A 26,556-nucleotide genomic window follows, 5' to 3' on the forward strand; every position below is an offset into this window, starting at 1 on the left:
AATTTTCACATATATATAATTTAAGCATAGCGGATATCAAGTTATATGAGCTAATTTTAATATTTTTCACATTACTTACTCATCTTTAATATCATCAGATTGTTCAGATTTTACCTGTTTATAAGTAGCCACAGTCAGCCCTTCTTCCAAATGCACAGAAGAATATTTATTCAAACCAATACGCTGTGCAGTGTAAATTCCTGAATGTCCTGAAAATAAATAACTCACCACACAGCCAATACCAATATATACACCCGATTCCAGTCCAAAGAGTTCAATTCCCATTAAGGTGGAAGCTATAGGTGTATTCGCTGCACCAGCAAACACACCGACAAATCCCATTCCGGCTAATAGTGGTGTGGGTAGCGCTAAAAGTAACGATAAAGCATTACCTAAAGTTGCACCAATAAAAAACAGCGGTGTCACTTCCCCTCCTTTAAAACCTGCACCTAAAGTTAAAGCAGTAAGACACAATTTGGCTGCAAAATCCCCAGGAGGTAACTGAGTGTAAAAAGAATCGACGATAGTTGGAATACCAAGTCCAATATATTTAGTTGTACCACTCAAACCAACAATTGCGGCTATCATTGCACCACCAATTAATGGACGCATTGGGGGATAGGATATCTTGACTTTAAATAAATGATTGATTTTATGTGTTAAATGAGCAAAAAGTCTCGCCACAATTCCAAAAATTGCGCCGGCAATAATCGCAGATATAAACCCCAAAATTGTAATTGAGGGAATAATTGGAGCGTGTCGGTATGCTGTATGATGTAAACCCCATAGCAAAGTTACTTGATTCCCAACAATCGCTGCAATTAATGAGGGGAAAAGAGCATCATAATGAATTTTACCAATTGCTAAAACTTCCAAACCAAACAAGGTTCCAGCTAAAGGAGTACCGAAAACTGAAGCAAATCCGCCGCTGATACCTGCTGTTAGCAAAATTCGCCGACTTGCTCCTTTAAAGTGCCATATTTTAGTTAACTGATCTGCCAGAGAAGCCCCCATTTGCAATGCTGTACCTTCGCGTCCGGCTGAACCACCAAATAAATGAGTAATGTCTGCTCCTAGTAGAACTAGAGGAGCCATGCGAAAGGGAATTATATCTTTAGGATTATGGATTTCTTCCAGTAAAAGATTATTTCCTGCTTCTACAGTCTGACCAAATCGATGGTAAATTAAACCGCTCAAGAAGCCAGCTAATGGCAGCAATACGATAATCCACTTATGAGCTTCGCGCCAATCTGTTGCCCATTCTAATGATGCTAAAAGAGCAGCAGAAGCAGTGCCAGCAAATATGCCAATTACAAAGGAAATGGGCAACCACTTAATTAGATGAGGTAAGGCAGTAAATATTTCAAATTGATGCAGGTATTTCATTTACTTAAAAGAGATATTTTTACGATTCTCCAGCAAGATTACAGGTATGGGACTTGCTTCTAATACTGCTTGGGATACTGAACCAATCAGCACTTGTTCCCAAGGTTGATGTCCGCGTTTTCCCATGACAATTGCAGTGACATGATACTCTTGGGCGATGCGAATAATTTCTTCGGGAACTGCGCCGGTAACGGTTAAAAACTCATATTTAATATCTGATAGCAGCTTTTTAGTTTGTTGCTGTAATTGTTGAATAGCTTGCTCGTTTGCGGTGTTAACTACGTGTAAAACGATCGCATCTCCATGACTCCGACGGGCTAAATCTGCTACCTTTGTCAAGACTTCTGTCGCTAAATCTGAGGTATCCACCGCTGCGAGTAACAGGGTATGGGTAGCAACTGTAACCTTTGTGGGATCTACTTCTCCCCTGGTTAATAATTTGGGTGCAAAAGCCATAGTTGCCCAAGCCCCTATTGGTGCAGTGGTTATAATCGAAAGGGCAGCGATCGCTAAAATGATCTCTCCTCCTTCTATTCCTTGCGCTAGGGGAATCGCCCCAATCGCCGCTTGTACAGTGGCTTTCGCTGAGTTTCCTGGTAGTAAAAACAGTCTTTCGCGCCAATTCCAATTACTACCTAAAGTCGATAAATACCAGCCTACCGTGCGCCCGATAAATAAACCAATGGCCAGAATTAACAGGCCGGGTAACAGTATATTACCCAATACTTGCAGTTGAATACTTGCACCCAACAACACAAACAGGAAAATCTCAGCTACTACCCATAAACTATCAAACCCACCCCGCAAGCGTCGCGCTAAAGGTGCATCTAATTCAATTAAGAAAAATCCTAAGGCCATTGTCGCTAAATAACCGGAAAAGTAAGGTAGGATATGAGCGACAATTACCAACAACAAAGCTAACCCAGCCGCAATAATCGTATCTTGAACGGCATTTTGAGTCCAATTTTGTGTGGTTAATAGAGAAACTAACAACTTTGCTGCTAAGTAACCCAACAACAACCCCAAGCATATCTGCATGATAATTTGCAGTGGGAGTAATTGCAGCGCATTTAAAGTCAAACTCCCAAACAGCGTAATTTGTTCAACTCCTCCTTTACCCAAAAAACTTAGTAAAAGGCTAAAAACTAATAACAGCAAGACATCAGATAAAGCGCTACCAGTTAAAATTGCATCGGGAATACCTTTGGTGACACCCCAACCTAAACTTTTTAGTCTCAGCATTCCTGGAACGATTACAGCGGGAGATTCAGCGCCAATTACACAGCCTAACAGCAAGCCAGTGGGAAAGTCTAACTGAAAAATTACCATAGAAGCGAGGGAAATAGCGATCGCTTCCGTAGTCGCAGGTAAAAAACCCAAACGCAGCGCCACAGTTCCCTGTTGAGCCAGTTTTTCTCTATCTAACCCTAGCCCAGCTTTCATCAAAATAATCATTACTGCCACAGTTCTTAACTCATCGGCAGCATTTAACACATCTGTGCTGATAACATTCCCTACTTGAGAACCAAGTAAAATCCCCACCAAAATCATCCCCAGTAACGGCGGAGTGCCTAAACGACGGGCAATTTGTCCGCTAAAATAGCCCATCAATAAAATCCAAATTATACTGAATAACATTCCTAACTCCTGAAAGTGCGATTTGTAGATAGATACTTTCTACAGGGGAGTTAGGTTTTAGCCATAGCCTACTCTCCCGCAGCCAGTCGGAAAAGTAGGAACTATCAGCCTTTCAAAAGGCGGTTTTGGCGAGTTCCATCGCCGTTAATATCTTTATCTACACTACATCATTTTGTCTTTAGTTAAAGCAGAATTCAGGAGTCAGGAGACGCTACGCAGACCTCCGGTTCAGGAGACGCTACGCAGACCTCCGGTTCAGGAGTAAAACTGGCTTGGTGTATAGGTTTCAATTTTGATTCTGTACCTCATTGATCTGCAATCTGCTGTATCCACATTTATATGCCTAATTCGTTGATGTTTTCCAATTATCAGCGAGAAAACCGTACTCCAATAACAGGTTTTCATCACTGTACCTCAAAGTTGAACTCGATACAATCAAGGAGTGGCTAAAAAGATGCTGTTTTCCAAACTAAGTTAAACAAATTAACACAGCATAAGTAGGAGAGTTATCAATATGGGAAATCAACTGAAAACCGCTATGTTACTGGCTACTCTGAGTGGCTTATTGATAGCAATTAGTTATTGGGTGATTGGTGGTACGGGAGGTTTGATCATAGGCATTGGGTTAGCAGCAGTTACTAACCTGTTTTCTTGGTATCAATCTGATAAAATTGCCTTAGCTGTTTATCATGCCCAACCTGTTAGCGAAGCCCAAGCACCAGGACTTTATCGCATGGTAGAAAGACTATCAGCCCGTGCTAATATCCCCATGCCAGGAGTTTACATTGTTCCTGGACAAACTGCCAACGCTTTCGCTACAGGAAGAGATCCAGAACACGCTGCTGTAGCTGTCACTGAAGGGATTTTGAACATCCTCCCAGAGGAAGAATTAGAAGGTGTGATTGCTCATGAACTTACCCACATTATTAATCGTGATACCTTAACTCAAGCAGTTGCTGCAACTGTCGCCGGTGCGATTTCTTTCCTTGCACAAATGTTGAGTTATAGCCTCTGGTTTGGTGGCGGTTCACGGGATAATGAAAGAGGCGGAAATCCTTTAGGAGTGCTGGCAACAGTCATGCTTGCACCCATAGCAGCGACAATTATTCAGTTAGCAATATCCCGCACCAGAGAATTTTCTGCTGATGCTGGTGCTGCTAAATTAACAGGTAATCCCCGCGCTTTAGCTAGGGCGTTGCAACGGTTAGAATCTATAGCCAAACAAATGCCTTTGAATGCTAATCCAGCTTTTGAACCATTATTAATTATTCATCCCATTTCTGGACAGTTTTTGGGGAATCTTTTCTCTAGTCACCCAGCCACTGAAGCGCGTGTGGCAGCGTTACTTCAATTAGAAGGCCAACTTATTAGTCGTTGATAATCTGTCTTTGGTCATAAGTATCTTGGCAAATCCCCAATTAACTAATGACCAAATTATGATCATTATAGGTGCAATGTTCATCCGCAAGTAAACTTTACCAACAGGATGTGGCAACCATGACTACTAACAACATCGAATCTATAGAAATCGTAGAAATTAGTCTTGAAACCAGGGAAAACGGACACACCGATGAAGTTAAGCAGGAAACTACAGCACTATTGGAAGCGATTAAAAAACGCGCCCAAGCTGAAGCTGAATCTGCTGGTACTCTCACCCGTGAAACCTATTTAAATGCTGTGCGTCAAGCACGGGAAGTAATTGAAAGAGACAAACTCATTGAACGCGCTAGCGAAGCGCTCCGTAGGAATCGCTTAGAATATTCTTGGGCGAGAATTCAAGAAGAATTGGAAAGAAATTGGTACTTACTGTCTAAAGATATCGCAGATTTTAGCGATCGCTGCCAAAATGCCGCTAAAGCCGCCTGGGAAGCCTTTAACGCCCCTCGTCCTCAAGATTAATCATCACAATATGTAGGGATATAGTAGGATGACTGTATCCCTCATCAAAAAATTGGTTGTAAATCTAAAACCAAACCGGGTAATACATCCTCTCCAGATAAACTTGTCGGAGATTGTAAAACTTCTACTTCTTGATTTTGGCGATAAATTTCTACTTGTTTATCTTGAGGATTAATTAACCAACCTAAACGCAAACCATTATTAATATACTCTCGCATTTTTGCTTGCGTATCTGCTAAATCATCGCTTTCCGAAACTAATTCAATCACAAAATCAGGACATAAAGGCAGAAACTTTTTTCTTTGTTCTGGTGTGAGTGCATTCCATCTTTCTATTTTTATCCAAGACACATCGGGGGAACGAGTACCACCCTTTGGTAATTTAAACCCGGTGGAAGAATCAAAAGCTTTTCCTAAATTATTTGTTCGATTCCAAAATCCTAAATCAATATACATTTCAAAATTGCGATTTCCGGTTTCTCCTCCCGTTGGTGACATAACAACTAATTCCCCTTCAGATGATAATTCTAAACGTAAATCTTTATTAGCATCAACTATTTCCACAAATTCATCATCTGTGAATTTTAATGATTTTGGTATTTGTAAAGTTACAGAAGTCATGATTCATACCTCGTGACTATATCATCATGTTTTGATCCCCCCTAACCCCCCTTAAAAAGGGGGGAACCGGAATTAAAATCCTCGTTCCCAGTTAGAGACTGGGAATGCTCTCCAGGAGGTTCTACCTCCCATCATATCGGCATTTTTAACCTAAACCCAGAAAACCAGAAATTAGCGGAAAAAGCTTACTGCATTCTTCTAGCAATGTGGGTACACTCATGAGAATACCCTTTAACATTGTAATTGCTGTATCTGCTAAATCTTGTTTTTCTTGAGGATTTTGTGCTGCTTCTGCTAAAGCTTTTACTTGCTTGAGTGCCTTTTCTTTATCTTTTGGTGTTAAATCAGTATCAGCCTCAATTGCTGTTTGCAGTTGTGTCAAAATTTCCTTAATTCCCGGTTTCTCTGGTTCGGATGAAGGTGGTAAATTGCTAATGGTATTTGTCACCACACCGCTAATTTGATCTAAACTAATTATGCCATTCAAATCTCTACCAACACTACCAATTTCAACTTTACGACTGGAATCATTACTGTTAGTCATATTTTTATTCTCCACTTTGTTGTCAACTTGAACATTTATAGGTTTATTTGCTAACAAGCTAGTAATTTCTTTCATATCAGCACTTTGTTGACGATAAATAACTATCTCATTATCTTTGGCTTGTAAAAGTGCTTTATATTTTTCTTCTACTGCTGCTAATGCTAATTGATAATTTTGAGTAAAATCGCTATGAATCTTTTCTTTATCAGCCCCTTCAGGTGCATTCACCTTAACGACAACTACCCCATCACCTTTATTTTCAATACTCTGGATAGATAATTCTGTATCTTCATTTTGGTTCTGCACCTTGCCAAAAGCATTAACAAAAGCTTTCCAGTCAATACCGTCGCGGAAAATTAAATCAACAGTATTTAAAACCTCCTCAAATAATTTGCTAAATTCTCCTGGTTGAAATTCCCCACTACTAGGACGGCGTTCACGGTTATCTGTTACGGGTTTGCGATCTTCTAAAAGATAAACAAAGCGACAATCTACATTATCTAACTTAGTTGTACTTTCAATATTCCAAGCTTCCAGACAAGCACCTGTCATTTGAGCCTTGGTGAAATTAGTCCCGACGGCTTGAGCAAGAGTCAGATTTGCCCATTCTAAACAAGCGCCTTGGAAAGTGGCTTCAATAATATCAACATCTTTTAAATTCGCCTCTTTCAAATCTGCACCTATCAGGTTTGCACCTCTGAGGTTAGCTCCGGCATAAGATTTATTTCTACCATTTAGAGTAATGAGCAAATTGAGAACGGTGGGGTTACTCAGTATAGTATTACCTGGTCTAGAAAAATCAAGTTTTTTGGCTTCATAAAAACGAGTGCGCGTTAGATTTGCTTTTCTGAAATCTGTGTTTTTCAGGGTTGCACCAGTAAAATCAGCATCAGTTAAATCAGCACCACGAAAACTTGTGCCACCTGTAGCAGCAAAGGCAATAGCTAATGAGCGAGTCCAATCATCTATTTCATCTCCAGCTAAACTACGACAGCCAATGTAAGCACTACAAATCACTAAAACTACGGCTCCAGCGAAGGCTCCATATCCGGTGAAGGCTCCAAATATTCCGGCTACCGTCAAAGCTACCGTCAAAGCTACCGTCAAAGCTATCGCCAAAGCTACTCCTAAGGCTATATATCCTGCTATAGCTCCTGCCACGCTGAAGGCAGCAGATCCCGCTCCTACTACGACTAAGGCTCCGGCTCCGGCTACAGATCCCGCTCCTACTACGACTAAGGCTCCGGCTCCGGCTCCGGCTACAGATCCCGCTCCTACTACGACTAAGGCTCCGATTCCGGCTGTGGTTAAGGCTACGGCTGCGGCTGCGGCTACGGTTACGGCTACTGCTACTGCTCCGGCCACCTTGAAGGCTATTAAAACCTTGCGAATAGTGACAAGACAAAAGACTGCCACCATGACTAGGAGAACTATTTTAGCAATAAAGTTTTCAGAGTTTTTGGTATCAAAAATAAATGCAATCATTGCACCAATGATGATTGAGAAAAACCCTGATATTGCTGACAGCAGCAACGTAAATATTAGTAAACCAATTACCCAACGTCGCTGTAGTCCAGCCTTAGCACCTGTAAAATCAGCACCTTTGAGGATAGCATTGGTGAAGTCTGTCCCTTTAATATCGGCTTTGCTAAAGTTGGCTCCTGTCAGGTTTTGACCTTTAAAAGAGCGCCCTCGGAGATTTTTACCTGAGTAGTCTGGCGGCATAATCGCGTCAGCAAGAGTTTATTGCTTAGATTCTATACATATTTGCAGGTATTATTCCTGATTATGGCAAAATTTTGTTAAATTTGGCTTTTGGTACTCGTAGACGAATATTTTTAAAATAAATTAAAATAAGAGTTCACTTTCCCCAGATGATTATGAATAATCAACTCTATGAACAAGATTTTAATCTTTGGCGAGAAACGATTATTGAAAAAATCAAAAAACAACATTTCCATGAAAGTAAAAATGCTAAATTAGGAGTGAGAAAACCTGATGAATCAGAATATACCCTCGATTTTCCTTTGACTTTAGAACAGTTATTAGATGAAGATTTTTATGGAGATGTCTATTAACCTGCGTTGACAAGCTTCCTAAGTATGCATTGGTAAATATAAAAACATGAAATTTCCGAGAGAACGACTGCCAAAGATTCAGTTTGCCAGATTGGCTGATTTTTCTGGGACTAAAACTACTAGAATTAGTATTGATGCTGGATAATGGGAAAGCCTTGACATTTACTAGCCAATCTAGCCCGGAAAAAAAGAACTAATTACTATGCGAACTCACTATTGCGGAGAACTCCGAAAAGAAGATATTGGAGAAACTGTTACTTTATACGGTTGGGTAGACCGTTACCGCGATCATGGAGGAGTGACATTTTTAGATTTGCGCGATCGCTCTGGGCTAGTCCAAATTGTCAGTGATCCTCAACGTACTCCCGATTCTTACTCTGAGGCTAACACCTTACGCAATGAATATGTTGTCGCTATCACTGGCAGAGTCACCCAACGTCCCCCAGAATCCCTAAATCCCCGCATTCCCACCGGCGAAGTCGAAATCTACGCCGATAAAATTGAATTACTCAACTCCATTCGCAAGCAACTACCATTCCAAGTAGCTAGTGGTAACAACGATCCAGTCCGGGAAGAATTGCGGTTAAAATATCGTTATTTGGACTTGCGACGCGATCGCATGGCGCAAAATATGCAATTGCGTCATCAAGTCATCAAAGCTATACGTCGCTATTTGGAAGATTTAGAAGGTTTTATCGAAGTCGAAACCCCCATTCTCACCCGTTCCACTCCCGAAGGTGCAAGAGATTATATTCTTCCTAGTCGCGTTAATGAAGGTGAATGGTTTGCTTTACCTCAATCACCGCAACTCTTCAAACAATTATTGATGGTATCCGGTATGGATAGATACTATCAAATTGCGCGATGTTTCCGAGATGAAGATTTACGCGCTGATAGACAACCAGAATTTACACAATTAGACATGGAAATGAGTTTCATGTCTGAAAATGAAATTATTGAACTCAACGAAAAGTTAGTTTGTCATATTTTCAAAACCGTTAAAGGTATCGATTTACCTCATCCCTTCCCCCGTCTCACCTACGCTGACGCGATGGATAAGTATGGAAGCGATAAACCAGACACCCGCTACGGTTTGGAATTAGTTGATGTTTCTGATGTTTTAAAAGATTCTGGTTTTAAAGTTTTTCGAGAAGCTATTGCTAACGGTGGTATCGTCAAAATCCTCCCCATTCCTAACGGTAATGACGCAATTTCTAATGTTCGCATCAAACCAGGTGGCGACATCTTCAAAGAAGCAGCAGAAGCCGGTGCAAAAGGTTTAGCATATATACGCGTTCGGGAAAATGGCGAAATTGACACTATCGGTGCAATTAAAGATAACCTCACACCAGAACAAAAGCAGGAAATCTTAACCCGCACAGGTGCAAAAGCCGGTCATTTGTTATTATTTGCAGCTGCTGATACCGCAACTGTAAACAAAACTTTAGACAGACTCCGTCAATTTGTAGCCAGGGAATTTAATTTAATTCCAGCAGATAAACTCAATTTACTCTGGATTACAGATTTCCCCATGTTTGAATGGAATGCTGATGAAAAACGCCTGGAAGCATTACACCATCCCTTCACAGCACCTCATCCTGATGATTTACACGACTTAAAAACCGCCCGCGCTCAAGCTTATGATTTGGTATTAAATGGTTTTGAAATAGGTGGTGGAAGTCTGCGGATTTATCAACGTGAAATTCAAGAACAGGTGTTTGAAGCAATTGGTTTATCACCAGAAGAAGCACAAAGTAAATTTGGCTTTTTGTTAGAAGCTTTTGAATATGGAACTCCTCCTCATGGCGGTATTGCTTACGGTGTAGATCGTTTGGTAATGTTATTATCTGGAGAAGAATCAATTCGTGATGTCATTGCTTTTCCAAAAACACAACAAGCACGTTGTTTGTTAACAGATGCACCTTCAAGTGTAGATGCAAAACAATTAAAAGAACTGCACGTTGCTTCGACTTTCAAGCCTAAAGCCTAAGTAATATCGTGTTTGGTTAAAGACTTATCATTAAGGAACCGCGCGGGGACACGGGGAGGTGAAGACACGGGGACGCGGAGAGCTTTTTTGATAAGTAATTAAGCGAACATGATATTAGACCACACTCTTGATTCCTCTTTGCGCCTTTGCGCTACGCCAGTTGCTACAACGCGGGAAACCCGCGCAACGCACTGCCTCCTCTGCGTGAGACAAAAAAATGTAGTTCATTTACCCGAAAATCGCTGTAAGTCCCGCTAATTGCTGTTCAAACAAACTCCCCATCTCCCCATCTCCCCATCTCCCCATCTCCCCATCTCCCCATCTCCCCATCTCCCCATCTCCGCCTCTGGCTATAATTGCATTGATTTCAAAACTTCCACCAATTTCTCAATATGCTCTTTTTCATGTGTCGCCATTACTGATATTCTAATCCGACTTGTGGGGACTGTAGGAGGACGAATTGCAGGTGCAAAAATACCCGCTTCTCTTAACTGCTTCCCCGCTTTTAACGCTGTCGCTGCATCAGATAATTGAAAACATAATATCGCTGATTCTGTAGGTAATAATTTTAAATTAGGTAAATACTCTTTGATCAAATGTTTCAAGTAATCAACATTCTGCCACAATTGCTGACGGCGTTGGGGTTCTTGTTGTACTATTTTAATTGCTGCTAAAGCTGCTGCTGTGTCTGCTGGTGAAAGAGCAGTGGTATAAATCCAACTGGGGGCGCGATTTCGCAAAAAGTCAATGAGGGCGTTACTTGCGGCTACATATCCCCCTAAACTACCCAAAGCTTTACTTAAAGTCCCAATTTGAATTAATTCTCTACCTGTACAGCCGAAATGTTCCACACAGCCAGCACCAGTTTTACCCATGACTCCAGTAGCGTGCGCCTCATCTAATAACAGCATACAATTAAATTCTTCAGCTATATCTAGTAATTCTGGTAAGGGACATAAATCACCGTCCATGCTGAAGACGCTATCTGTAATCAGTAAGCAGCGTCTGTAGTTGTGGCGTTGTTCTTGTAATTTTTCTACTAGTAATGCAGTACTATTATGCGGATATTTAAGAATAGTAGCCCCGCTGAGAATCGCCCCGCTTTTTAAACTAGAATGATTATATTGATCAGATAAGATTAAATCTCGTTTACCGACTAAGGCAGTAATTGCACCGATATTAGCTAAATAACCAGAACTAAATACTACTGCTTCTTCTGTTTGTTTAGTAGATGCTATCCCTTGTTCTAAATCTCTGTGTAATTCTCTATTTCCACTGAGTAATCGAGAACCTGTGCTACCAGTTCCAAATTCTTGAATCGCAGCAATAGCGGCTGTTTGTAAGCGTTCATCTGCTGCTAGTCCCAAATAGTCATTGCTGGCAAAATTAATTACCTCTTGCCCAGATAATAGCACTTTTGCACCGGGACGACTGTGAATTGTCTGTACTGAACGATACCAGTTAGCCTGATGTATAGTTGCCAGAGATTCCTCTATCCAAGCATAAGGATTATGATTCATTACTCAGAACTTGATGTATTACAGCAGATTGCAAATAAATGAGGTACAGAATCTCAATTCAAAGCTAAAACCATTCGGTACTCAATACTCGGTACTCGGTACTCGGTACTCAATACTCGGTACTCTTCTGACTCCTACACCCCAGCTTCAGTATTGCTCAGATGGGCGATCGCTTGTTTAATCCAATCTTCCACATAGGCATCTTTGGGTAAACCAATATTTTCGCTGACTACGTGCAGAGCATGACTGACTTCATGGGCAGTATATCCCAAAGCAAAAAGAGTCATTTGTACTTCTTCTAAAATTCCTGGTGCTGGCCCACCTGTAGCCACGAAGAAGCCTGCTGATTTGCGCCACTCAATCAATTTGCTTTTCAGTTCTAAACAAATGCGTTCAGCGGTTTTTTTGCCCACACCGGGAGCTTGAATTAACATTTGAGTATTAGCCGCAATAATGGCTTGGACTAACTCTGGTAATTCTAAAGTATCCAACAGTGCGATCGCTAAAGCTGCACCAATACCGGTAACACTGAGCAAATGACGAAATAAATCCCGTTCTGAAGGGGAAGAAAAACCGTAGAGTAAAGGTACTTCTTCCCGAATCTGGTAATGGGTAAAAATTTGTACCACATCCCCAGTTGATGTTAACTGGTTAGCCAGACGTTGGGGAATATATAAATCGTAACCCATCCCATTTACTTCTAACGTCAACATGACGCGATTAGAACCAACCGTTTGCACACCAGCAACAATACCTTTGAGATAGCTAATCATTCTAGGAAACCAAAATATGTTAGTCCTTCCATAATCCCAGCAGCACAACGGTTTTGTGCGAGGTAACGGTAGTCCGCAGGATTCTGATTATGCCATTGGATTAACTCTGGACGAGCATTTCCGACAATGATTCCCCGTTCCCTACCTACAGCGAATAAAGCAATATCATTACCCGAATCGCCACAAACAACAGTCTGCTCGGCTGCAAATTCCCACTTCTGACGGAGAAACTGCATTGCTTGACCTTTATCGCTGGTCAGGGGTAAAATGTCAAGGTCTATTCCGCTACTATAAATTAACTTTATATTTAATTTAGTTTTTTGCAACTCAGACTCAAGTTGTGGTAATATACCTGACAATTCTGCCTTCAGGAAAAAGCTGACCTTGAAAGGACGTTGTTCTGTATCTGGTTGTAACACTAATTCCGGGAATTGCTCAGTGATAGATAAGATTTTTTGGCTATCCCACCCTTGAGACAGGATACTTGACCATTGTGGATCGGGATTGTTGCTACCATCTAAATAAATTTCCGTACCCACAGACAGAACCAGAGCATCTGGTGAAAAGAGATTTTTTTGGAGTTGGAGTTCTTGATATAGAGTTGGAGAGCGACCTGTAGAGTAAACTATCTTTGTCCCATATTCTGCACGGTGTCTTTGCAAGCGATCGCTTAATTCTAATAATGCCTGATCATCGCCTACGAAGGTATGATCTAAATCGGTGACGAATAAAAACTTAGTCACAGCCCACTCCTTTTGTTAGGTTAATCAACAAAAAGTGTATGCTGTTTTTGCAACTTGTATATAGGGTTTGCTGAAAAAATGCAAAACGCAGATAAATCAAAAGTTTGAGGCTGATAAATAGGAAAAAAGTGCAAGGGTTTTGAAGGGTATACGTGAAAAAGTGTGCATTTTTTGGTATTTCCAGAGATGGGAAAGGAATTTTCGAACCTCCTCCTGACTCCTGACTCCTGACTCCTGAACCGAAGGTCTGCGAAGCGTCTCCTGACTCCTGACTCCTATCCCCTCACGGAAAGACTTTCTCAGCAACCCCTATATAGATATATATTAAAGACGGCTGGGAACTTTACTTTTAAAGACAGAGACTGATCTGTGGTAAACGCCAAGGTACGCAGAGTCTTTAGGACACAGACAGCGAGTTTTTTTGAAAAGTAATTAAGCGAACATCATATCAGCTAAACGTTTAATTATCATCCTGCAAAGTTTCAATCAACAAATCTACCTGCTGCTGTCGCTGCTGCAAAAAACTTTCACATTGACGCAAATACTCAACAGCACTAGCAAACTGCTCAAAAACATCTGCCAAATCCAACTCACCTGCCTCAATCCTAGTGATGATTTTCTCAATCTCTGCTACCTTAGCTTCATAACTTCCCGCGACGGCATCAGAATTAGCTACACTCTTTCGCTTCACCATGATTTCCTCTGCTTCTGTGGCAATTCCTCAACTTCCATAACTTTTACTTTAACCTCACCCTGCCCCAACTGAATCAACAAATCTTCTCCTACAGTTAATTCTGACGCAGAACGAGCGATCGCACCATTTTCTTGTCTCACCACAGCATAACCACGCTGTAACACTGCTTTCGGGTCAATACTTGCCAACTTTTGCCGTAACATTTCTAAATGCTGGCTTGATTCCTGCAATTTCCCTCTTGTTACCTGTAGTAATTTCTGACGTTTCCAACTCAGTAAGAGCGTCTCTTGCTGAACTTGTTTCTCTAAACCCAACCGACACAACCGATTTTTGAATTCTTGCAATTGCTTTTGAGCAAATTCCCCAGAACTAGACACCGCCTCTTGTAAACTTGTCACTCGCTGCCGATGTTGAGTATATAATTCCGATAATGAAGGAACAACCTTTTCTGCTGCGGCCGTTGGTGTATGTACGCAGACATCAGCAACTAAATCTGTTAACGACTCATCACGTTGATGTCCAATTCCAGTAATTACGGGAATAGTGCAATTAGCCACAGCCATGACTACCCTTTCATCATTAAAGCCAGCTAATTCCTCAACTGCACCACCACCCCGCGATAAAATTAGCACTTCGGCGCGTCCATCTTGTTCTACCCGTTTAATGGCTTTAGTTATAGATACTGGTGCGAGTTCCCCTTGAACTGTAGCAGGGGAAAATAAGACCTGTAAACCTGGATATCTGTGTTTGAGCGTTTTTTGAATATCACCCCAAGCAGCAGCGGTAGCAGAGGTGACAACCGCTATAATTTGAGGATGAGGCGGGAGCGATCGCTTTCTTTCTACCTCAAACAAACCTTTTGTCTGTAAGCGACGCTTAAGTTTTTGATAGCGTAACGCTTGTAAACCCTCACCAGCCGGTAAAGCTTGCCAAACAGTTAATTGATACTCTCCACGTTGCGGGTAAACTCGGATACTACCCAAGATAATTAACTGCTCACCAGCAACAGGTATCTGTGCCAATTTTGCCAATTGGCTATTCCAGGCTACACATTTAATAGACACTGTACTATCAGTATCTTGCAAAGTGAAAAATAAGCCACTGCGATGATGGTTAGCGCTGGAAACTTCACCTATCACCCAAACTTGTCTCAGTATTTGATCTTGTTCCAACAGCAAGCGTAGGTAGTCAGTTAAACCAGCTACAGAAAGCGCGGAATCAGCAATTAGGGAGACAGCATTCATTACAGATATTTTGTAGCAAAAGCCTAATCATATCCTGTCCGGTTCTTCGCGCAGCGTCTCGTCAGAGATATATTTATCCTTAAGGCTAACGCAGAGATGGGAGTTTGAAAGCAATTACCCAAACTTGATATCAAGTTGATATTTAAATTTTACTAGCTTTCAAGTACACACTCTAAATTTATCTTGTTTTTTCCAATTGAGCGAACTTTACGAAAAACTTTACAAATATTAATTTTAATGTTACAGTTCTTAACATAGAAGAAAAAAAGGATAAACCAATGCGTACAAGTACTGCTATTATTGACGACCAAGGTAAACTGAACAACTTTGCGATTGAGCCAAAGGTTTATGTAGACGAACAAGGAGATCGCACAGGATTCACACCCTATGCAGAATTGCTCAACGGTCGGTTAGCAATGATTGGGTTTATATCTCTCATAGCCTTAGAAGTATTTACCGGACACGGTATTTTTGGTGTTTTGGCCAATCTATAAGAATCCGTTTTGATTGCTCATAGCTGGGGTGGCGTAGCCATACTTATATTGTGTCCGGTTAAATACTTATCATTAGGGCTAACGCACGGATGAGTCGAGCCTTTTGATAAGCAATTAGCCGGACTTGATACTATAGCAGGAGTCAGGAGACGCTTCGCAGACCTCCGGTTCAGGAGTAAAACTCCCTTGTAGTAAGAGTTTCATTATCAATTGATGTCCTAACCACCCTGTCCACGGCTATATAAATGATATTTGCAAAATTTTAAGTCTCGTAGGGTGGGCAATGCCCACCTTTCGTATATTTTCCAACTCCAAGAAGAGTCCTAAGTTACTTTTAATTGTACAGATTTACCTAACTCCAATACCTGCGTTGATGATCAATGGTGAATTTCTAAATTGAGGATATAGTGTCCCAGTTGGACTTTTTCTGACCACAATTCATACTCCAGCCGCAAATGCTCTGGTAAACTTTTTCCGCCCAGGTGCAAGCTTTTAGTAAAATTGCGGAGACGTATTGGCTTGTGAGGTTGTAATGACTCAGTTGGTAACCAATAACGACTAAGTCCATAAACGCCCTCTTCCCAGAAATGACGGTAACTAACTTGACCATTTCCTTGCATAGTCATAGTTACTCGATAAGGGGAAATCTCCAGCCACAAAATTCTGGGACTGCTGGGAGGATAAAGGCTTTGATGATGATTGTGGCTAGGGGTATCTTCTGGATTCAGAGAACTGCCGACTTCACAACTAATTAAGGGTGGTGCTGTCAATAGTAAATGAAAGCGCTCAGTATCTTTTTGATACAACGTCCCGGCAGTTTCAACCACAGACCAGACTGGTAGGTCAGTGGAAATAATCGATAAGCACACGGGTTTGCGGTGATTGGTGAGCATGGGAGCAACAAAGGTGAGGAGCGAATAAAATCAACAATAGGGGATCTAGAAAATCAGCATTCTTTTTCTGCTGTTTAAGCTAAAACCTGCTTAATATTAACTGAATCTACTGGTTTATTAATCTAGAAAAATTCGGATGCAAACAGTTAATATCTCCAGGTAAACACAAAAAAATGATGCTTTTTCTGCAAATAGCCAGTCTGGGAATATTTTTCTGAAAGCCCTGAGAATATTGCCTCAAAACAGAGGGAGTGTTTTTAGATAACAAAAAGCGATAGGATACTAGGGAGGAAGTCCCAAGTGACAGCAAATAAAGTCACTCAAAGATTTTCAGTCTATTTAGAAGCCAGTGTATCCTAATGTCGGCTGCTGTGATAACGTTAGAAACTCAAGAAAACAGTTCTCATAACTTGACTATTCAGCGACCCCCCTCTGGACTGTCTCTACAGGGTCGGCTCCAAGTTCCTGGGGATAAATCTATTTCTCACCGGGCTTTAATGTTGGGTGCGATCGCTGAAGGTGAAACTCAAATTCAAGGACTGCTTTTAGGTGAAGACCCCCGCAGCACTGCTAGCTGTTTTCGATTGCTAGGTGCCCAAATTTCGGAATTAAATACAGAATTTGTGCGGGTAAAAGGAATTGGACTGGGGAATTTCCAAGAACCTGTGGATGTGTTAAACGCGGGTAACTCCGGTACAACCATCAGATTGATGTTAGGGCTGTTAGCTTCCCACCCAGGGCGGTTTTTTACAGTTACAGGTGATGATTCTTTGCGATCGCGTCCCATGTCCCGTGTTGTCAAACCTTTACAACAAATGGCCGCAGAAATCTGGGGACGTAAAGGTAACTCTTTAGCACCTTTAGCTATCCAAGGACAAGCCCTCAAACCTATTCACTATCATTCTCCCATCGCTTCGGCTCAAGTTAAATCCTGTATTCTCCTTGCAGGTTTAAACACCGAAGGTAAAACAACTGTCACTGAACCTGCTTTATCACGGGATCACAGCGAAAGGATGTTAAGGGCTTTTGGGGCAGAATTGACTATAGACCCAGAAACCAATAGTGTTACGGTGACTGGTAATGCAAAATTGTACGGTCAAAAAGTTGTTGTTCCTGGTGATATCAGTTCAGCGGCTTTTTGGTTAGTGGCTGGATCTATTGTTCCCGGTTCTGATTTGGTGGTGGAAAATGTCGGTGTCAATCCTACCCGTACGGGAATTTTAGAAGCTTTGTCAATGATGGGAGCAGATATTCAACTGGAAAATCAGCGGGAAGTAGCTGGGGAACCGGTTGCAGATTTGCGGGTGCGTTCTAGTCAGTTAAAAAGCTGCACCATTGCTGGGGATATTATACCGAGATTAATTGATGAAATTCCTATTTTGGCTGTAGCGGCGACATTTGCCCAAGGTACTACCATTATTCGGGATGCAGCGGAATTGCGAGTTAAAGAAAGCGATCGCATTACTGTGATGGCGCAACAGCTTAATCAAATGGGCGCTAAAATAACCGAATTACCAGATGGGATGGAAATTACTGGTGGTACGACCTTGGTGGGAACTCAGGTAGATAGCCATACAGATCATCGCATCGCTATGAGTTTAGCGATCGCTGCTCTCAATGCTACCGGAACCACAACCATTCACCGCGCCGAAGCTGCGGCTATTTCTTACCCCAACTTCACCCACACTTTAGCAGCAGTTTGTCGTTAACAATTCCAAAACAGAGCCGTAAGCATCACTCTTTTCAATTTTTAATTTTCAATTTTTAACACAAACAGCAGAAGTCCCACATCTCACTCTTAGGAGTGTGGGATGAATGCGCGTGAGTGAGGAATTAACCAACAGGCGAAATTGAACGCAGTTCAATCAGGATCGTTGGTCAATGACGAATGAACATTTTCTGATTTAAGAGAATCTATCCAATCTTCTACCAAAGACGTAATAGTTTTATCTTTAGTGGCGGCGTAAGTTTGCAAGATTTGCATTCTTCTTTCGCTGATTCTCAGGCTTAGTCTTTTATTTTTCATAACGGGTGGTCATTGGCTATCCTTTATGTTATCCTATAAATAGGTCGAAAAAAAAAGAATAAAATGAAAATATCTTATCAGTACCGATTAAAGCCAACAAAAGAACAAGTAGAAAATATTGATAAAACACTAGATATGCTGCGGTGTCAGTACAATTATCAACTTGCTCAACGCTTTGATTGGTATGAGCAGAATCGTTGCTATATAGATAGATGTTCCATTTTCGTTTGCCATTTACCAGAACTGAAAGATAAGCCTAACCGCTTTAGTCAGCAAGCATCATTAACTCAACTTAAAAAAGATCGTCCTTGGTACAAAAATATTTATTCTCAGGTGCTACAGGAAGTTCCGAAGAAAGTTGAAATAGCTTTTGATAGATGGCTAAAAGGTGACAGCAATGGCAAAAAATCGGGTAGACCTAGATTTAAAAGTGCGGGGCAATACAAAACATTTACGTTTCCTCAATTCAAACAACATCACTTTGTTAATAATAAGATCACGCTATCAAAAATAGGCGATATTAAAGTAATTGTTCATCGTCAAATACCCAATGAGTTTGATATTAAAACTGTGTCTGTCACTAAAAAAGCAGACGGGTATTATGTAACCCTAAGCCTTGACGACAAAACAGTTCCAAAAATTAAACCTGATTTTAATGCTAATAATATTGTTGGTATTGATGTAGGTTTAATTGATTTTATTGTCACCTCAGACGATGAAAGAATTGCAGCCCCTAAGTTTTTGCGTAAAGCTGAACGTAAATTAAAATCTGCACAACGTCGTGTTTCTCGCAGAAACAAAGGATCTAATCGTCGTAAAAAAGCTATTAAAAAACTGGGTATTCAAAACAAAAAAGTATCAGATACCCGCAAAGATTTTCACTTTAAAACTGCAAACAATTTACTCAAAAAGTATGATGTAGTAGCTGTTGAGAAATTGAATATAAAGGGACTCGCTAGAACAATATTGGCTAAAAGTGTTAACGATGCTGGTTGGGGACAGTTCATCACTATACTTTCAAATAAAGCCGAAAATGCTGGTTTGAAAGTAGTATCTGTAAATCCCAACGGTACGAGCCAAGAATGCTCTAATTGTGGTTCTAAGGTAATAAAGCCGCTATCTCAAAGAATGCACAATTGCCCTGTATGTCATACAAGTTTGTGTAGGGACTTGAACGCGGCTATAAATATCAAGAACCGTGGGACACACGGTCTTAAAGCTCAATCAATGTCCTCATAGAGGAGTCGTTGAGAAGCCCACACTCCCTTTCTGGTGAGTGTGTGGAGTATGTCACGTGTTGAGGATGTTGACTTCCGGCTCTGAATTTGCTATGCTTAATCTTGATAAGGAAGAACTATCTTAAAATAAAATATTCAACAAAAAATCCTTAACCGCTGATAAAGCGGTTTTTTAGTAGACCCATAACTAATTAAGCGGAGAGTCTAATTCTTTGGTGAGAGTCATGGGTTTGGCGATGACATCTGATATCTATGGGTTTATTTTAGCTGTTACGCACAAAGTATTGTTTATCGAGAATCTGAAGAAGATATCATTTCCCGAATAGCCAAAGCAGTTGCCGGTGCGAGTAAAACACCATTGCGATAATGACCAGTAGCCAAGAGGACATTACTAAAACCTGGTAACTTATCAATTACTGGTGCCGGTCTACCTTCAGGACGGGGACGTAAACCCGACCAAGTGCGGAGAATTTTAGCTGTAGCTAAATCTGGGCAAAATGCGATCGCTTGTGCTTTCACAAATTCTAGCAATTCTTTGTTGGGAGGTATCTCATCGCCTTCATTGGGAAATTCCACCGTTGCACCCACCCAATAGTCACCACTACCCATAGGTACAAGATGGACATCATTACCAGTAATCACCGGTTGAAAATCAGCATTGCCTAAAATCCGCCCTAAACTGAGGTATAAAGCTTGCCCTAGCACCGGACGAATATTCACCTTTTGATTTAATTGTGCAGTCAGTGGCGTAGAACCCAAGCCAGCAGCAACGATAAACCAGTCAGCAGTAACTTTACCCTCGGAAGTTTCAATAGATTTAAGTTGCTCAATAACTGCCGGCAATAATTGAGATGATGGAGTTGGGCTACTAAGGACACTCACACCAAATTTAAAATTAACCCCATTACGTTGAGCCGCATCCACTAAAGCTAAAGTTAAAGCCGTGGGGTTCAGTTGCCGATCTTGAGGAGAATAGACAGCACCAATGATTTTGGGGTGATTGATTTGCGGACAGAATTTCTGGAGTTGTTCATTGTCCCAAACGGCTAACTGCCAACCTTGAGATTTACGAACTTCTCGTAATTGCTCCCATTCTTTCATTACTTCTACCCCACTTTCCAAAGGGTGTTCTGCGTCTTCCGACAACAGCATGACAATTCCCTGACGGTTATAAGGGATTTTGCGACCTGTAACAGCTTCTAGTTCAGGAATCAAAGTTTCATAACGTTGGATACTAGATTGGCGCATTTGCCAAGCTTTACCCTTGATTTTGTGGCTGATTACGCCCATTAGCACACCGAGAGCAGCGCTGGTAGAACCTTGTGCTGGTGGGTTTTTATCGAAAACCGTGATATTCAAACCTTTAACTTGGCTCAGTTCATAGGCGATCGCCGCCCCAACTACACCACAACCGATAATTACTACATTCATGACTTTTGTTAAGAGTGAGGAGTGAAGAGTCAGGAGTTTCTCCCTTAACCCTATCACCCCATCACCCCAGCATTTTGTGACTGAAGACGCTAAGAAAGTCTGAAGAAGATGGGGAGACGCGGAGATGGGGAGATGGGGAGATGGGAAGATGGGGGATTCCGATATAGTGGGGGCTTAAAAGATCCACCAATTGGAAGCTAGCTACCAAATATTCGATTTTTCTGGGAGACTCAGATCCCCGTGTCCCTCTTTCCCCGTGTCCCCGCATCCCCGCATCTTTTTAGTTACTGCTTTCTGGAATCAGTTGCAGGAACTTATCAAAATCTGCAACGGTTTCCTTGTAGTTACTCAAAGCCAGACTAGTGTTACCGACGGTAGCAGCTTGGTCAATTTTCACCAAGTGGCTCAATAAATCTCTGGTGATCTGCCGTGCTTTTGGTTGGTCTTGAGGTAGTAGGTTGGGGATGACATAAGTCATATTCAGCCTAGCTTCTGTGATTGGCCCATGGATAAAATTACCTACATTAATCCATTCGCCGTTTTTAATCAAGCTTTTTAGTTCTTCTGAGCGATCGCGCACTACCTGAATATCTGGAACATATTCCTGAATTTTCGCCACTTGCGCCGGTGTATAAGTGGGAGGTGCAGCTGCGACACTAGGTCCGCCACAACTGATCAGGAAAGTTGCCAATAATACTAGAATCAATGAAAAAATAGAGCGTTGAGGCACCATAAATCCCAATAAATTTGCTGTTTGTTTGCCGATTTACAGTGTCATTTTAGATCGCTTGTGTGATTTATCGTTCTGTCAGCAAAGGTTTTTGCAGAAAATTTCCTAACCACACCATAAATTGTTTGCACGACTACTTATAACCCACATTCCGCACTGTTTCGGTGATTGAGAGTTGCGAAATTTCCAAGGGATTGATAAGCTGAAACACTAATAAGATAAGCCTTCTGGCGATTTTTCTGTTTTCATATCCCCCACAAGCTGACCCAAGATTAGGAGTGTTTTGTCGTGAACGCATCTGAACAGGCAACAAACCTTGAACTCGCCAGCAAGATTGCCACGGTAGTTAACTTGTTCAAATTGGAGTTTCCTGATGCCAAATCGGATCTGAAACCTTGGCATAATGACCCAGAAACAAGGGAATTAGTAGATCCAGATTCCATAGACATCGGGTTTCATTTTCCGGGAATCAGCAAATCTTGGCGCAGTCGCAGTATTTTGATTCAAATCCGTTTTTATCAAGATCCTATCAATCAATCCCAGCGAGCGATCGGTATTGAAGTCTCTGGATTTGACCATCGTGGTCAAGTTTGGCGACTTTCAACAATAGAAAAATGGAGTTTTGTGGGTGAGTCTGTTCCTTCTGATCCAATTGGGGAAAAGCTCAAACAGATTTGCCGACAAATATTAGAAATATTTAACCCACATCCTGCGCCCTAAATTAGTTGGAGAGCAAAAAATTTGGGGGCGATAATTCAGGTTAACCATCCCAAAACCCTTGAAACTTGGCAGTATGTCACCGCTTGTTAACATTAGCCTCTAAGGTTTTGACCTGAGTTTGCAGTTCTTCTACTATGTTCATATGCGATCGCTCTACCAAGTAACTTGCCCAAATAAAGCTACCAGCTAATACTGTAACTGCGCCAACTAAAATACCCCTGAGCAATTTTACCTGGGAACGAAGATGTTTCACTTCATAAATTTGATATTCCGTCGGTGAAAGAGAATTGAGATTGGCATCTTGATTTTCTCTGACTATTTCTACAGTTACATTTTCTACTCTTGTGAACTCAATTTTACTTCGCAGCCAATTAGCAATCAAGTTAGGGCAATTTTTCTTAAACCATTGCCAAGCAATCATCCTGAATGCTGGTTTAGACATTTTGGAAATTACTTTCAGCGTTCTATTGAGAGTGCGAAACTGAATCTTTTGATTAATAAGATTAGTTGCTCCTACATCGTAGAGACAGTTCAAGATTAACTTAATTGTAATTTCCTCTCTATCAATTAAATTTTCTAACAAGAGGAGAACATCTTGCATAAGTTTTTCTTCTCTTTCCTTTTCTGTAGCCAATTTTGTTAATTCATTTGATGTTTTTACTGTCTCAGACATAATTTTTGTATAAAAAAGTGTTAATTTTTAAGTATTTTCTATAATTATATCCACATAAGAAAATATTGTAAAACTTCGCTGGAAATAGACCCTTTTCCAGCGGAGCGATATCTACGGTAAGCTAATGCTCAACCCATTTCCAAACCATACCGTTATTCTCAGAGGTGAAACTGCACCAATACACAGCATCTGTGTTAAAATAGGGTTTTCATCCAGACTTAGTTTGCGACAAATTACCAAAAAAGTCATAGTAATTCAACGCTTCCAAAATGCCCCAAGCATAATGCCCCTGAGCAAAATAAATCTGTGGACAGCCCCGCAGCTTTTCAAGTTCTTGGCTGTAATTCCCAACCACAACAGCTAATGTATTCCCAGCCAGCATAGATTCATCATTACCTGATGCCCCTGCCACCAAGAACCGTTGAACAGGTAAACCCCATTTCAAAGCCGCATAACGAATCGCATCTCCTTTAGAAGCGCGAATAGGTACTAAATCAAGATACATATTATGACTATAAATGCCCTTGACAGGAAGTTGATGGCGACGCAGATGACGGATAATTTCCCGGAAGCTAGGCGATTTTTCTTCATCCACAAAATAGCTGATTTTAAACTTGCCTTGAGCTTCTGGTGGCTGTAATTCAACCCCAGGAATATCCTTCATCGCTGCACGAATTATCTTGGATTTCCAATTGTAGCCAATGTGTTTTTGCCAACTTGTATCTAGTACCACTTGGGGACCATAGTAAATTTCACTTCCTGCTGATGTAATTAGCAAATCTGGCATTGGGAATCGCCATTCCTCCAACATACTCAAGGTACTTTCGAGGCTGCGACCAGTCGCAATCCCAACTCCAGTTGTATCCCCCTTATTCCCAATTTGCTCAATCAACTGTTGCAAGGCTTCCTCATCACCTAATAATGTGTTATCTATTTCGCATACGAGGAAACGATCAGCGGTTGGTAGGTGGTTTGTATCAGGTATATTCCAGTCTGGATGGTCAACTGCTGGAGATTCACTCAGCGGACTAAGCAGAGATTGAACTCGTCTTTGGGGAAACAAATGCAATCGCTCCAGATATTGTTCTACATGACTATCCCAGGAGAAATGTTTGCAGACATTAACCAAACCATTGTTAGACCAGCGTTGCCATTGTTCAGTATCTGTCAGAGTGGTTCGCAATGCATCTTGTATTTCTTGAATATTCAGAGGATCAATCAGCAGACCATTCTCGCAAGCTGATAGGATATCTCTTGGACCACCATCAGCAGTAGCAATAATCGGTACACCGCAAGCACTGGCCTCAATCAGAGTCAGTCCAAATGGTTCTGTCAATGCGGGATTGATGAAAACTCCTTTTGTCTTAGCCGTCAGCCGATATAAGTCAGGCACATCGTCAGCATTATGGTGTTTGGGATAAGCGATATGACCATAAAGATCATAGCGATCTATTAATTGCAATATCTCGATAAATACCTGGCGTGGACCTGATTCCATCGTCATGATATCCTCGCGTTTTCCCAGTACAATCACTAGGTTGGCTAAGTTACGCAGTTCTGGATCTTCGCCATAAGCTTTGATGAGACTACGCACATTTTTACGAATAGCCGGACGGGAAATTGCCATGATCATTGGCTTTTGCGGCTCTTTCAGAAAACGCTCTAATTCCTTTTGAATCGGTGGGTTCTGCCAATCATCTCCTACTGAGTAGAAACGCTCCAGAGCCACACCAGGAGGAATTACCACCATTCTTTGCGGTTGATAGTGGTCATAAACGCTGTACTGCTGCTCAACTTCTTGATGAGTACTGGCTATAACTAAGGCTGCACTACCAAGTGTGGTTTCCTCTGCTTCAATTCGCGTACTGATATGAAAATGATCTTCAATGACTTCTTGTTTGGTTCCCTGTTCTAGTAATCGTTGCTGCTTAACACGTCCAAGGGAGTGACCCGTATGTACAAGGGGCGTTCCTAACCAGCCTGCAACCCGACAGCCCACATATCCAGCATCAGCGTAGTGTGTATGAATCACATTTGGTATTCTGCCAACTTTGCGAATGTGTCTGAGCAATTCATCTGCAAAGGTATCTAAATGCTGCCAGAGAACTTCTTTGCGAAGGTAGCGACGGGGACCACAGGCAAGACGAATAATTTGGGCTTTGTCTGAGAGAATTTCTATTGGTTGAGCATAGTCAGGACTCACTTTTGGGTCATTCACCAACCGCGTGACTAAATCAACTCTTTCTACTTTGGGGTTGTTGGCTAATGTGCAGGCAAGTTCGACTACATATTTTGTTTGTCCACCAGTATCGGCATCTCTTCCTAATTCTAGATTGTTACCACGAATTAAACCATGAACACTAACGAGTAGAATGTATAACCCTGGATTTTGTGACATCTTGTCTTCCTCCATAATTAACCGTATTGCAGGCTATCTTTAGCCTTTTTATACTGAATGGACTTGACTGTTATATGTGAAACATCCATCATACAGGTAGGTTGAGCAGTTTAACACTTTTTTTAAAGTATCTGAATCTATAAAAAATTCGGAAAATTTATGGTTTTTCAGTTCATAGCAATTAACTGAGTTACCAGTGTGAAGATACATCGGTCAACCTTTTATCTCTAGCAATTGGAAACGCAGATAAGTAGATAATAAAAAAAGCGCCTTCTGCTAACAGAAGACGCTTTTTTATTAATTAGACTTGGTTAACCAAGCCTCTTGTGTAAAGATTAACCGTTGATTGCAGGTGCAGTGAGAGCAACAGGAGCAACATCACCAGCAGCCAAGTCTAAGGGGAAGTTGTGAGCGTTACGCTCGTGCATTACTTCCATACCCAAGTTAGCGCGGTTGATTACATCAGCCCAAGTACCAATTACACGACCTTGAGAATCAATGATTGATTGGTTGAAGTTGAAACCGTTCAAGTTGAACGCCATTGTGCTTACGCCCAAAGCGGTGAACCAGATTCCAACTACTGGCCAAGCAGCCAAGAAGAAGTGAAGTGAACGGCTGTTGTTGAAGGATGCGTATTGGAAAATCAAGCGACCGAAGTAACCATGTGCGGCAACGATGTTGTAGGTTTCTTCTTCTTGACCGAATTTGTAACCGTAGTTTTGAGATTCGGTTTCGGTTGTTTCACGAACCAAGGAAGATGTTACCAAAGAACCGTGCATTGCAGAGAACAAGGAACCACCGAATACACCTGCTACTCCCAACAT

At 41.4% G+C, this 26,556-nt stretch carries 24 protein-coding genes and 1 riboswitch; of the genes, 8 read left to right on the forward strand and 16 right to left on the reverse strand.

Features of this window, described 5'->3' with window-relative positions; genetic code table 11:
- Positions 1-75: 75 nt before the first annotated feature.
- Both H6G59_RS16265 and H6G59_RS16270 read right to left on the reverse strand, forming a co-directional pair.
- On the reverse strand, positions 76-1,386 hold the full coding sequence (locus H6G59_RS16265; protein WP_190716170.1) for a voltage-gated chloride channel family protein: 1,311 nt from the start codon (positions 1,384-1,386) through the stop codon (positions 76-78).
- The gene (locus H6G59_RS16270; protein ID WP_190716172.1) at positions 1,387-3,024 is read right to left on the reverse strand and encodes a cation:proton antiporter; all 1,638 of its coding nucleotides are present in this window, start codon (positions 3,022-3,024) and stop codon (positions 1,387-1,389) included.
- 88 nt (positions 3,025-3,112) lie between these two features.
- Positions 3,113-3,176: riboswitch (Fluoride riboswitch) on the reverse strand.
- A gap of 362 nt (positions 3,177-3,538) precedes the next feature.
- Here H6G59_RS16270 and H6G59_RS16275 point away from each other — a divergent pair.
- Both H6G59_RS16275 and H6G59_RS16280 read left to right on the forward strand, forming a co-directional pair.
- Positions 3,539-4,402, forward strand: a complete 864-nt coding sequence (locus H6G59_RS16275; RefSeq protein WP_190716173.1) for a zinc metalloprotease HtpX — start codon at positions 3,539-3,541, stop codon at positions 4,400-4,402.
- A gap of 119 nt (positions 4,403-4,521) precedes the next feature.
- Positions 4,522-4,923 carry a hypothetical protein gene (locus H6G59_RS16280; RefSeq protein WP_190716184.1) on the forward strand — a complete coding sequence of 134 codons (402 nt, stop codon included), beginning with the start codon at positions 4,522-4,524 and terminating at the stop codon, positions 4,921-4,923.
- A 44-nt stretch (positions 4,924-4,967) separates the two neighbouring features.
- On the opposite strand, the gene H6G59_RS16285 is transcribed toward H6G59_RS16280, so the two are convergent.
- Entirely contained in the window at positions 4,968-5,543 is a 576-nt protein-coding gene (locus tag H6G59_RS16285) for a Uma2 family endonuclease (protein ID WP_190716185.1), read from the reverse strand.
- Between the two features lie 145 nt (positions 5,544-5,688).
- Entirely contained in the window at positions 5,689-7,812 is a 2,124-nt protein-coding gene (locus H6G59_RS16290; RefSeq protein WP_190716186.1) for a pentapeptide repeat-containing protein, read from the reverse strand.
- A gap of 155 nt (positions 7,813-7,967) precedes the next feature.
- Here H6G59_RS16290 and H6G59_RS16295 point away from each other — a divergent pair, with 155 nt between their 5' ends.
- Positions 7,968-8,165, forward strand: coding sequence for a hypothetical protein (locus H6G59_RS16295; protein WP_190716187.1), 198 nt, complete (start codon positions 7,968-7,970; stop codon positions 8,163-8,165).
- A gap of 202 nt (positions 8,166-8,367) precedes the next feature.
- Entirely contained in the window at positions 8,368-10,155 is a 1,788-nt protein-coding gene (gene aspS, locus H6G59_RS16300) for an aspartate--tRNA ligase (protein ID WP_190716188.1), read from the forward strand.
- A gap of 350 nt (positions 10,156-10,505) precedes the next feature.
- On the opposite strand, the gene bioF is transcribed toward aspS, so the two are convergent.
- The 5 genes from bioF to xseA form a co-directional block, all read right to left on the reverse strand.
- Complete coding sequence (gene bioF, locus H6G59_RS16305; RefSeq protein WP_190716189.1) at positions 10,506-11,675, reverse strand: 8-amino-7-oxononanoate synthase; 1,170 nt, start codon at positions 11,673-11,675, stop codon at positions 10,506-10,508.
- A 134-nt stretch (positions 11,676-11,809) separates the two neighbouring features.
- Positions 11,810-12,448 (reverse strand): Holliday junction branch migration protein RuvA, encoded by a 639-nt coding sequence (gene ruvA, locus H6G59_RS16310; protein ID WP_071191897.1) that lies wholly within the window; start codon positions 12,446-12,448, stop codon positions 11,810-11,812.
- Positions 12,445-13,191 carry a sucrose-phosphate phosphatase gene (locus H6G59_RS16315; protein ID WP_190716190.1) on the reverse strand — a complete coding sequence of 249 codons (747 nt, stop codon included), beginning with the start codon at positions 13,189-13,191 and terminating at the stop codon, positions 12,445-12,447. The genes ruvA and H6G59_RS16315 overlap by 4 nt, the downstream gene beginning before the upstream one ends.
- A gap of 460 nt (positions 13,192-13,651) precedes the next feature.
- Positions 13,652-13,885, reverse strand: a complete 234-nt coding sequence (gene xseB, locus H6G59_RS16320; RefSeq protein ID WP_190716191.1) for an exodeoxyribonuclease VII small subunit — start codon at positions 13,883-13,885, stop codon at positions 13,652-13,654.
- Positions 13,879-15,129, reverse strand: coding sequence for an exodeoxyribonuclease VII large subunit (xseA, locus tag H6G59_RS16325; protein ID WP_190716192.1), 1,251 nt, complete (start codon positions 15,127-15,129; stop codon positions 13,879-13,881). Before xseA ends, xseB begins: the two co-directional genes overlap by 7 nt.
- 278 nt (positions 15,130-15,407) lie before the next feature.
- Between xseA and H6G59_RS16330 the strand changes: the two genes are divergently transcribed.
- Complete coding sequence (locus H6G59_RS16330; RefSeq protein ID WP_190716193.1) at positions 15,408-15,623, forward strand: chlorophyll a/b-binding protein; 216 nt, start codon at positions 15,408-15,410, stop codon at positions 15,621-15,623.
- A gap of 377 nt (positions 15,624-16,000) precedes the next feature.
- Here the strand turns inward: H6G59_RS16330 and H6G59_RS16335 are convergent, their stop codons facing one another.
- Complete coding sequence (locus tag H6G59_RS16335) at positions 16,001-16,516, reverse strand: hypothetical protein (RefSeq protein ID WP_190716194.1); 516 nt, start codon at positions 16,514-16,516, stop codon at positions 16,001-16,003.
- A gap of 359 nt (positions 16,517-16,875) precedes the next feature.
- On the opposite strand from H6G59_RS16335, the gene aroA reads away from it, so the two are divergent.
- Positions 16,876-18,225: a 3-phosphoshikimate 1-carboxyvinyltransferase gene (gene aroA, locus H6G59_RS16340; protein ID WP_190716198.1), complete on the forward strand. Its 1,350-nt coding sequence runs from the start codon at positions 16,876-16,878 to the stop codon at positions 18,223-18,225.
- Between the two features lie 152 nt (positions 18,226-18,377).
- Here the strand turns inward: aroA and H6G59_RS27625 are convergent, their stop codons facing one another.
- Positions 18,378-18,500 (reverse strand): hypothetical protein, encoded by a 123-nt coding sequence (locus tag H6G59_RS27625; protein WP_256376162.1) that lies wholly within the window; start codon positions 18,498-18,500, stop codon positions 18,378-18,380.
- 105 nt (positions 18,501-18,605) lie between these two features.
- On the opposite strand from H6G59_RS27625, the gene H6G59_RS16345 reads away from it, so the two are divergent.
- Positions 18,606-19,781 (forward strand): RNA-guided endonuclease InsQ/TnpB family protein, encoded by a 1,176-nt coding sequence (locus H6G59_RS16345; RefSeq protein ID WP_190716200.1) that lies wholly within the window; start codon positions 18,606-18,608, stop codon positions 19,779-19,781.
- A gap of 287 nt (positions 19,782-20,068) precedes the next feature.
- Here H6G59_RS16345 and H6G59_RS16350 read toward each other — a convergent pair whose 3' ends face one another.
- On the reverse strand, positions 20,069-21,211 hold the full coding sequence (locus tag H6G59_RS16350; RefSeq protein WP_190716202.1) for an NAD(P)/FAD-dependent oxidoreductase: 1,143 nt from the start codon (positions 21,209-21,211) through the stop codon (positions 20,069-20,071).
- A gap of 280 nt (positions 21,212-21,491) precedes the next feature.
- Entirely contained in the window at positions 21,492-21,944 is a 453-nt protein-coding gene (gene psbQ, locus H6G59_RS16355; protein ID WP_190716204.1) for a photosystem II protein PsbQ, read from the reverse strand.
- A gap of 285 nt (positions 21,945-22,229) precedes the next feature.
- On the opposite strand from psbQ, the gene H6G59_RS16360 reads away from it, so the two are divergent.
- Positions 22,230-22,661 (forward strand): hypothetical protein, encoded by a 432-nt coding sequence (locus H6G59_RS16360; protein ID WP_190716206.1) that lies wholly within the window; start codon positions 22,230-22,232, stop codon positions 22,659-22,661.
- 76 nt (positions 22,662-22,737) lie between these two features.
- Here H6G59_RS16360 and H6G59_RS16365 read toward each other — a convergent pair whose 3' ends face one another.
- From H6G59_RS16365 to H6G59_RS16375, 3 genes are all read right to left on the reverse strand, one after another.
- A complete protein-coding gene (locus H6G59_RS16365) occupies positions 22,738-23,334 on the reverse strand; it encodes a hypothetical protein (protein WP_190716208.1) in 597 nt (198 codons plus the stop codon).
- A gap of 208 nt (positions 23,335-23,542) precedes the next feature.
- Positions 23,543-25,732: an HAD-IIB family hydrolase gene (locus tag H6G59_RS16370; protein ID WP_190716210.1), complete on the reverse strand. Its 2,190-nt coding sequence runs from the start codon at positions 25,730-25,732 to the stop codon at positions 23,543-23,545.
- Between the two features lie 335 nt (positions 25,733-26,067).
- A partial coding sequence (locus H6G59_RS16375) for a photosynthetic reaction center family protein (protein WP_479686172.1) occupies positions 26,068-26,556 on the reverse strand: 489 nt, incomplete at its 5' end.

The sequence above is a fragment of the Anabaena lutea FACHB-196 genome, from assembly GCF_014698305.1.
GTDB lineage: Bacteria > Cyanobacteriota > Cyanobacteriia > Cyanobacteriales > Nostocaceae > Anabaena > Anabaena lutea.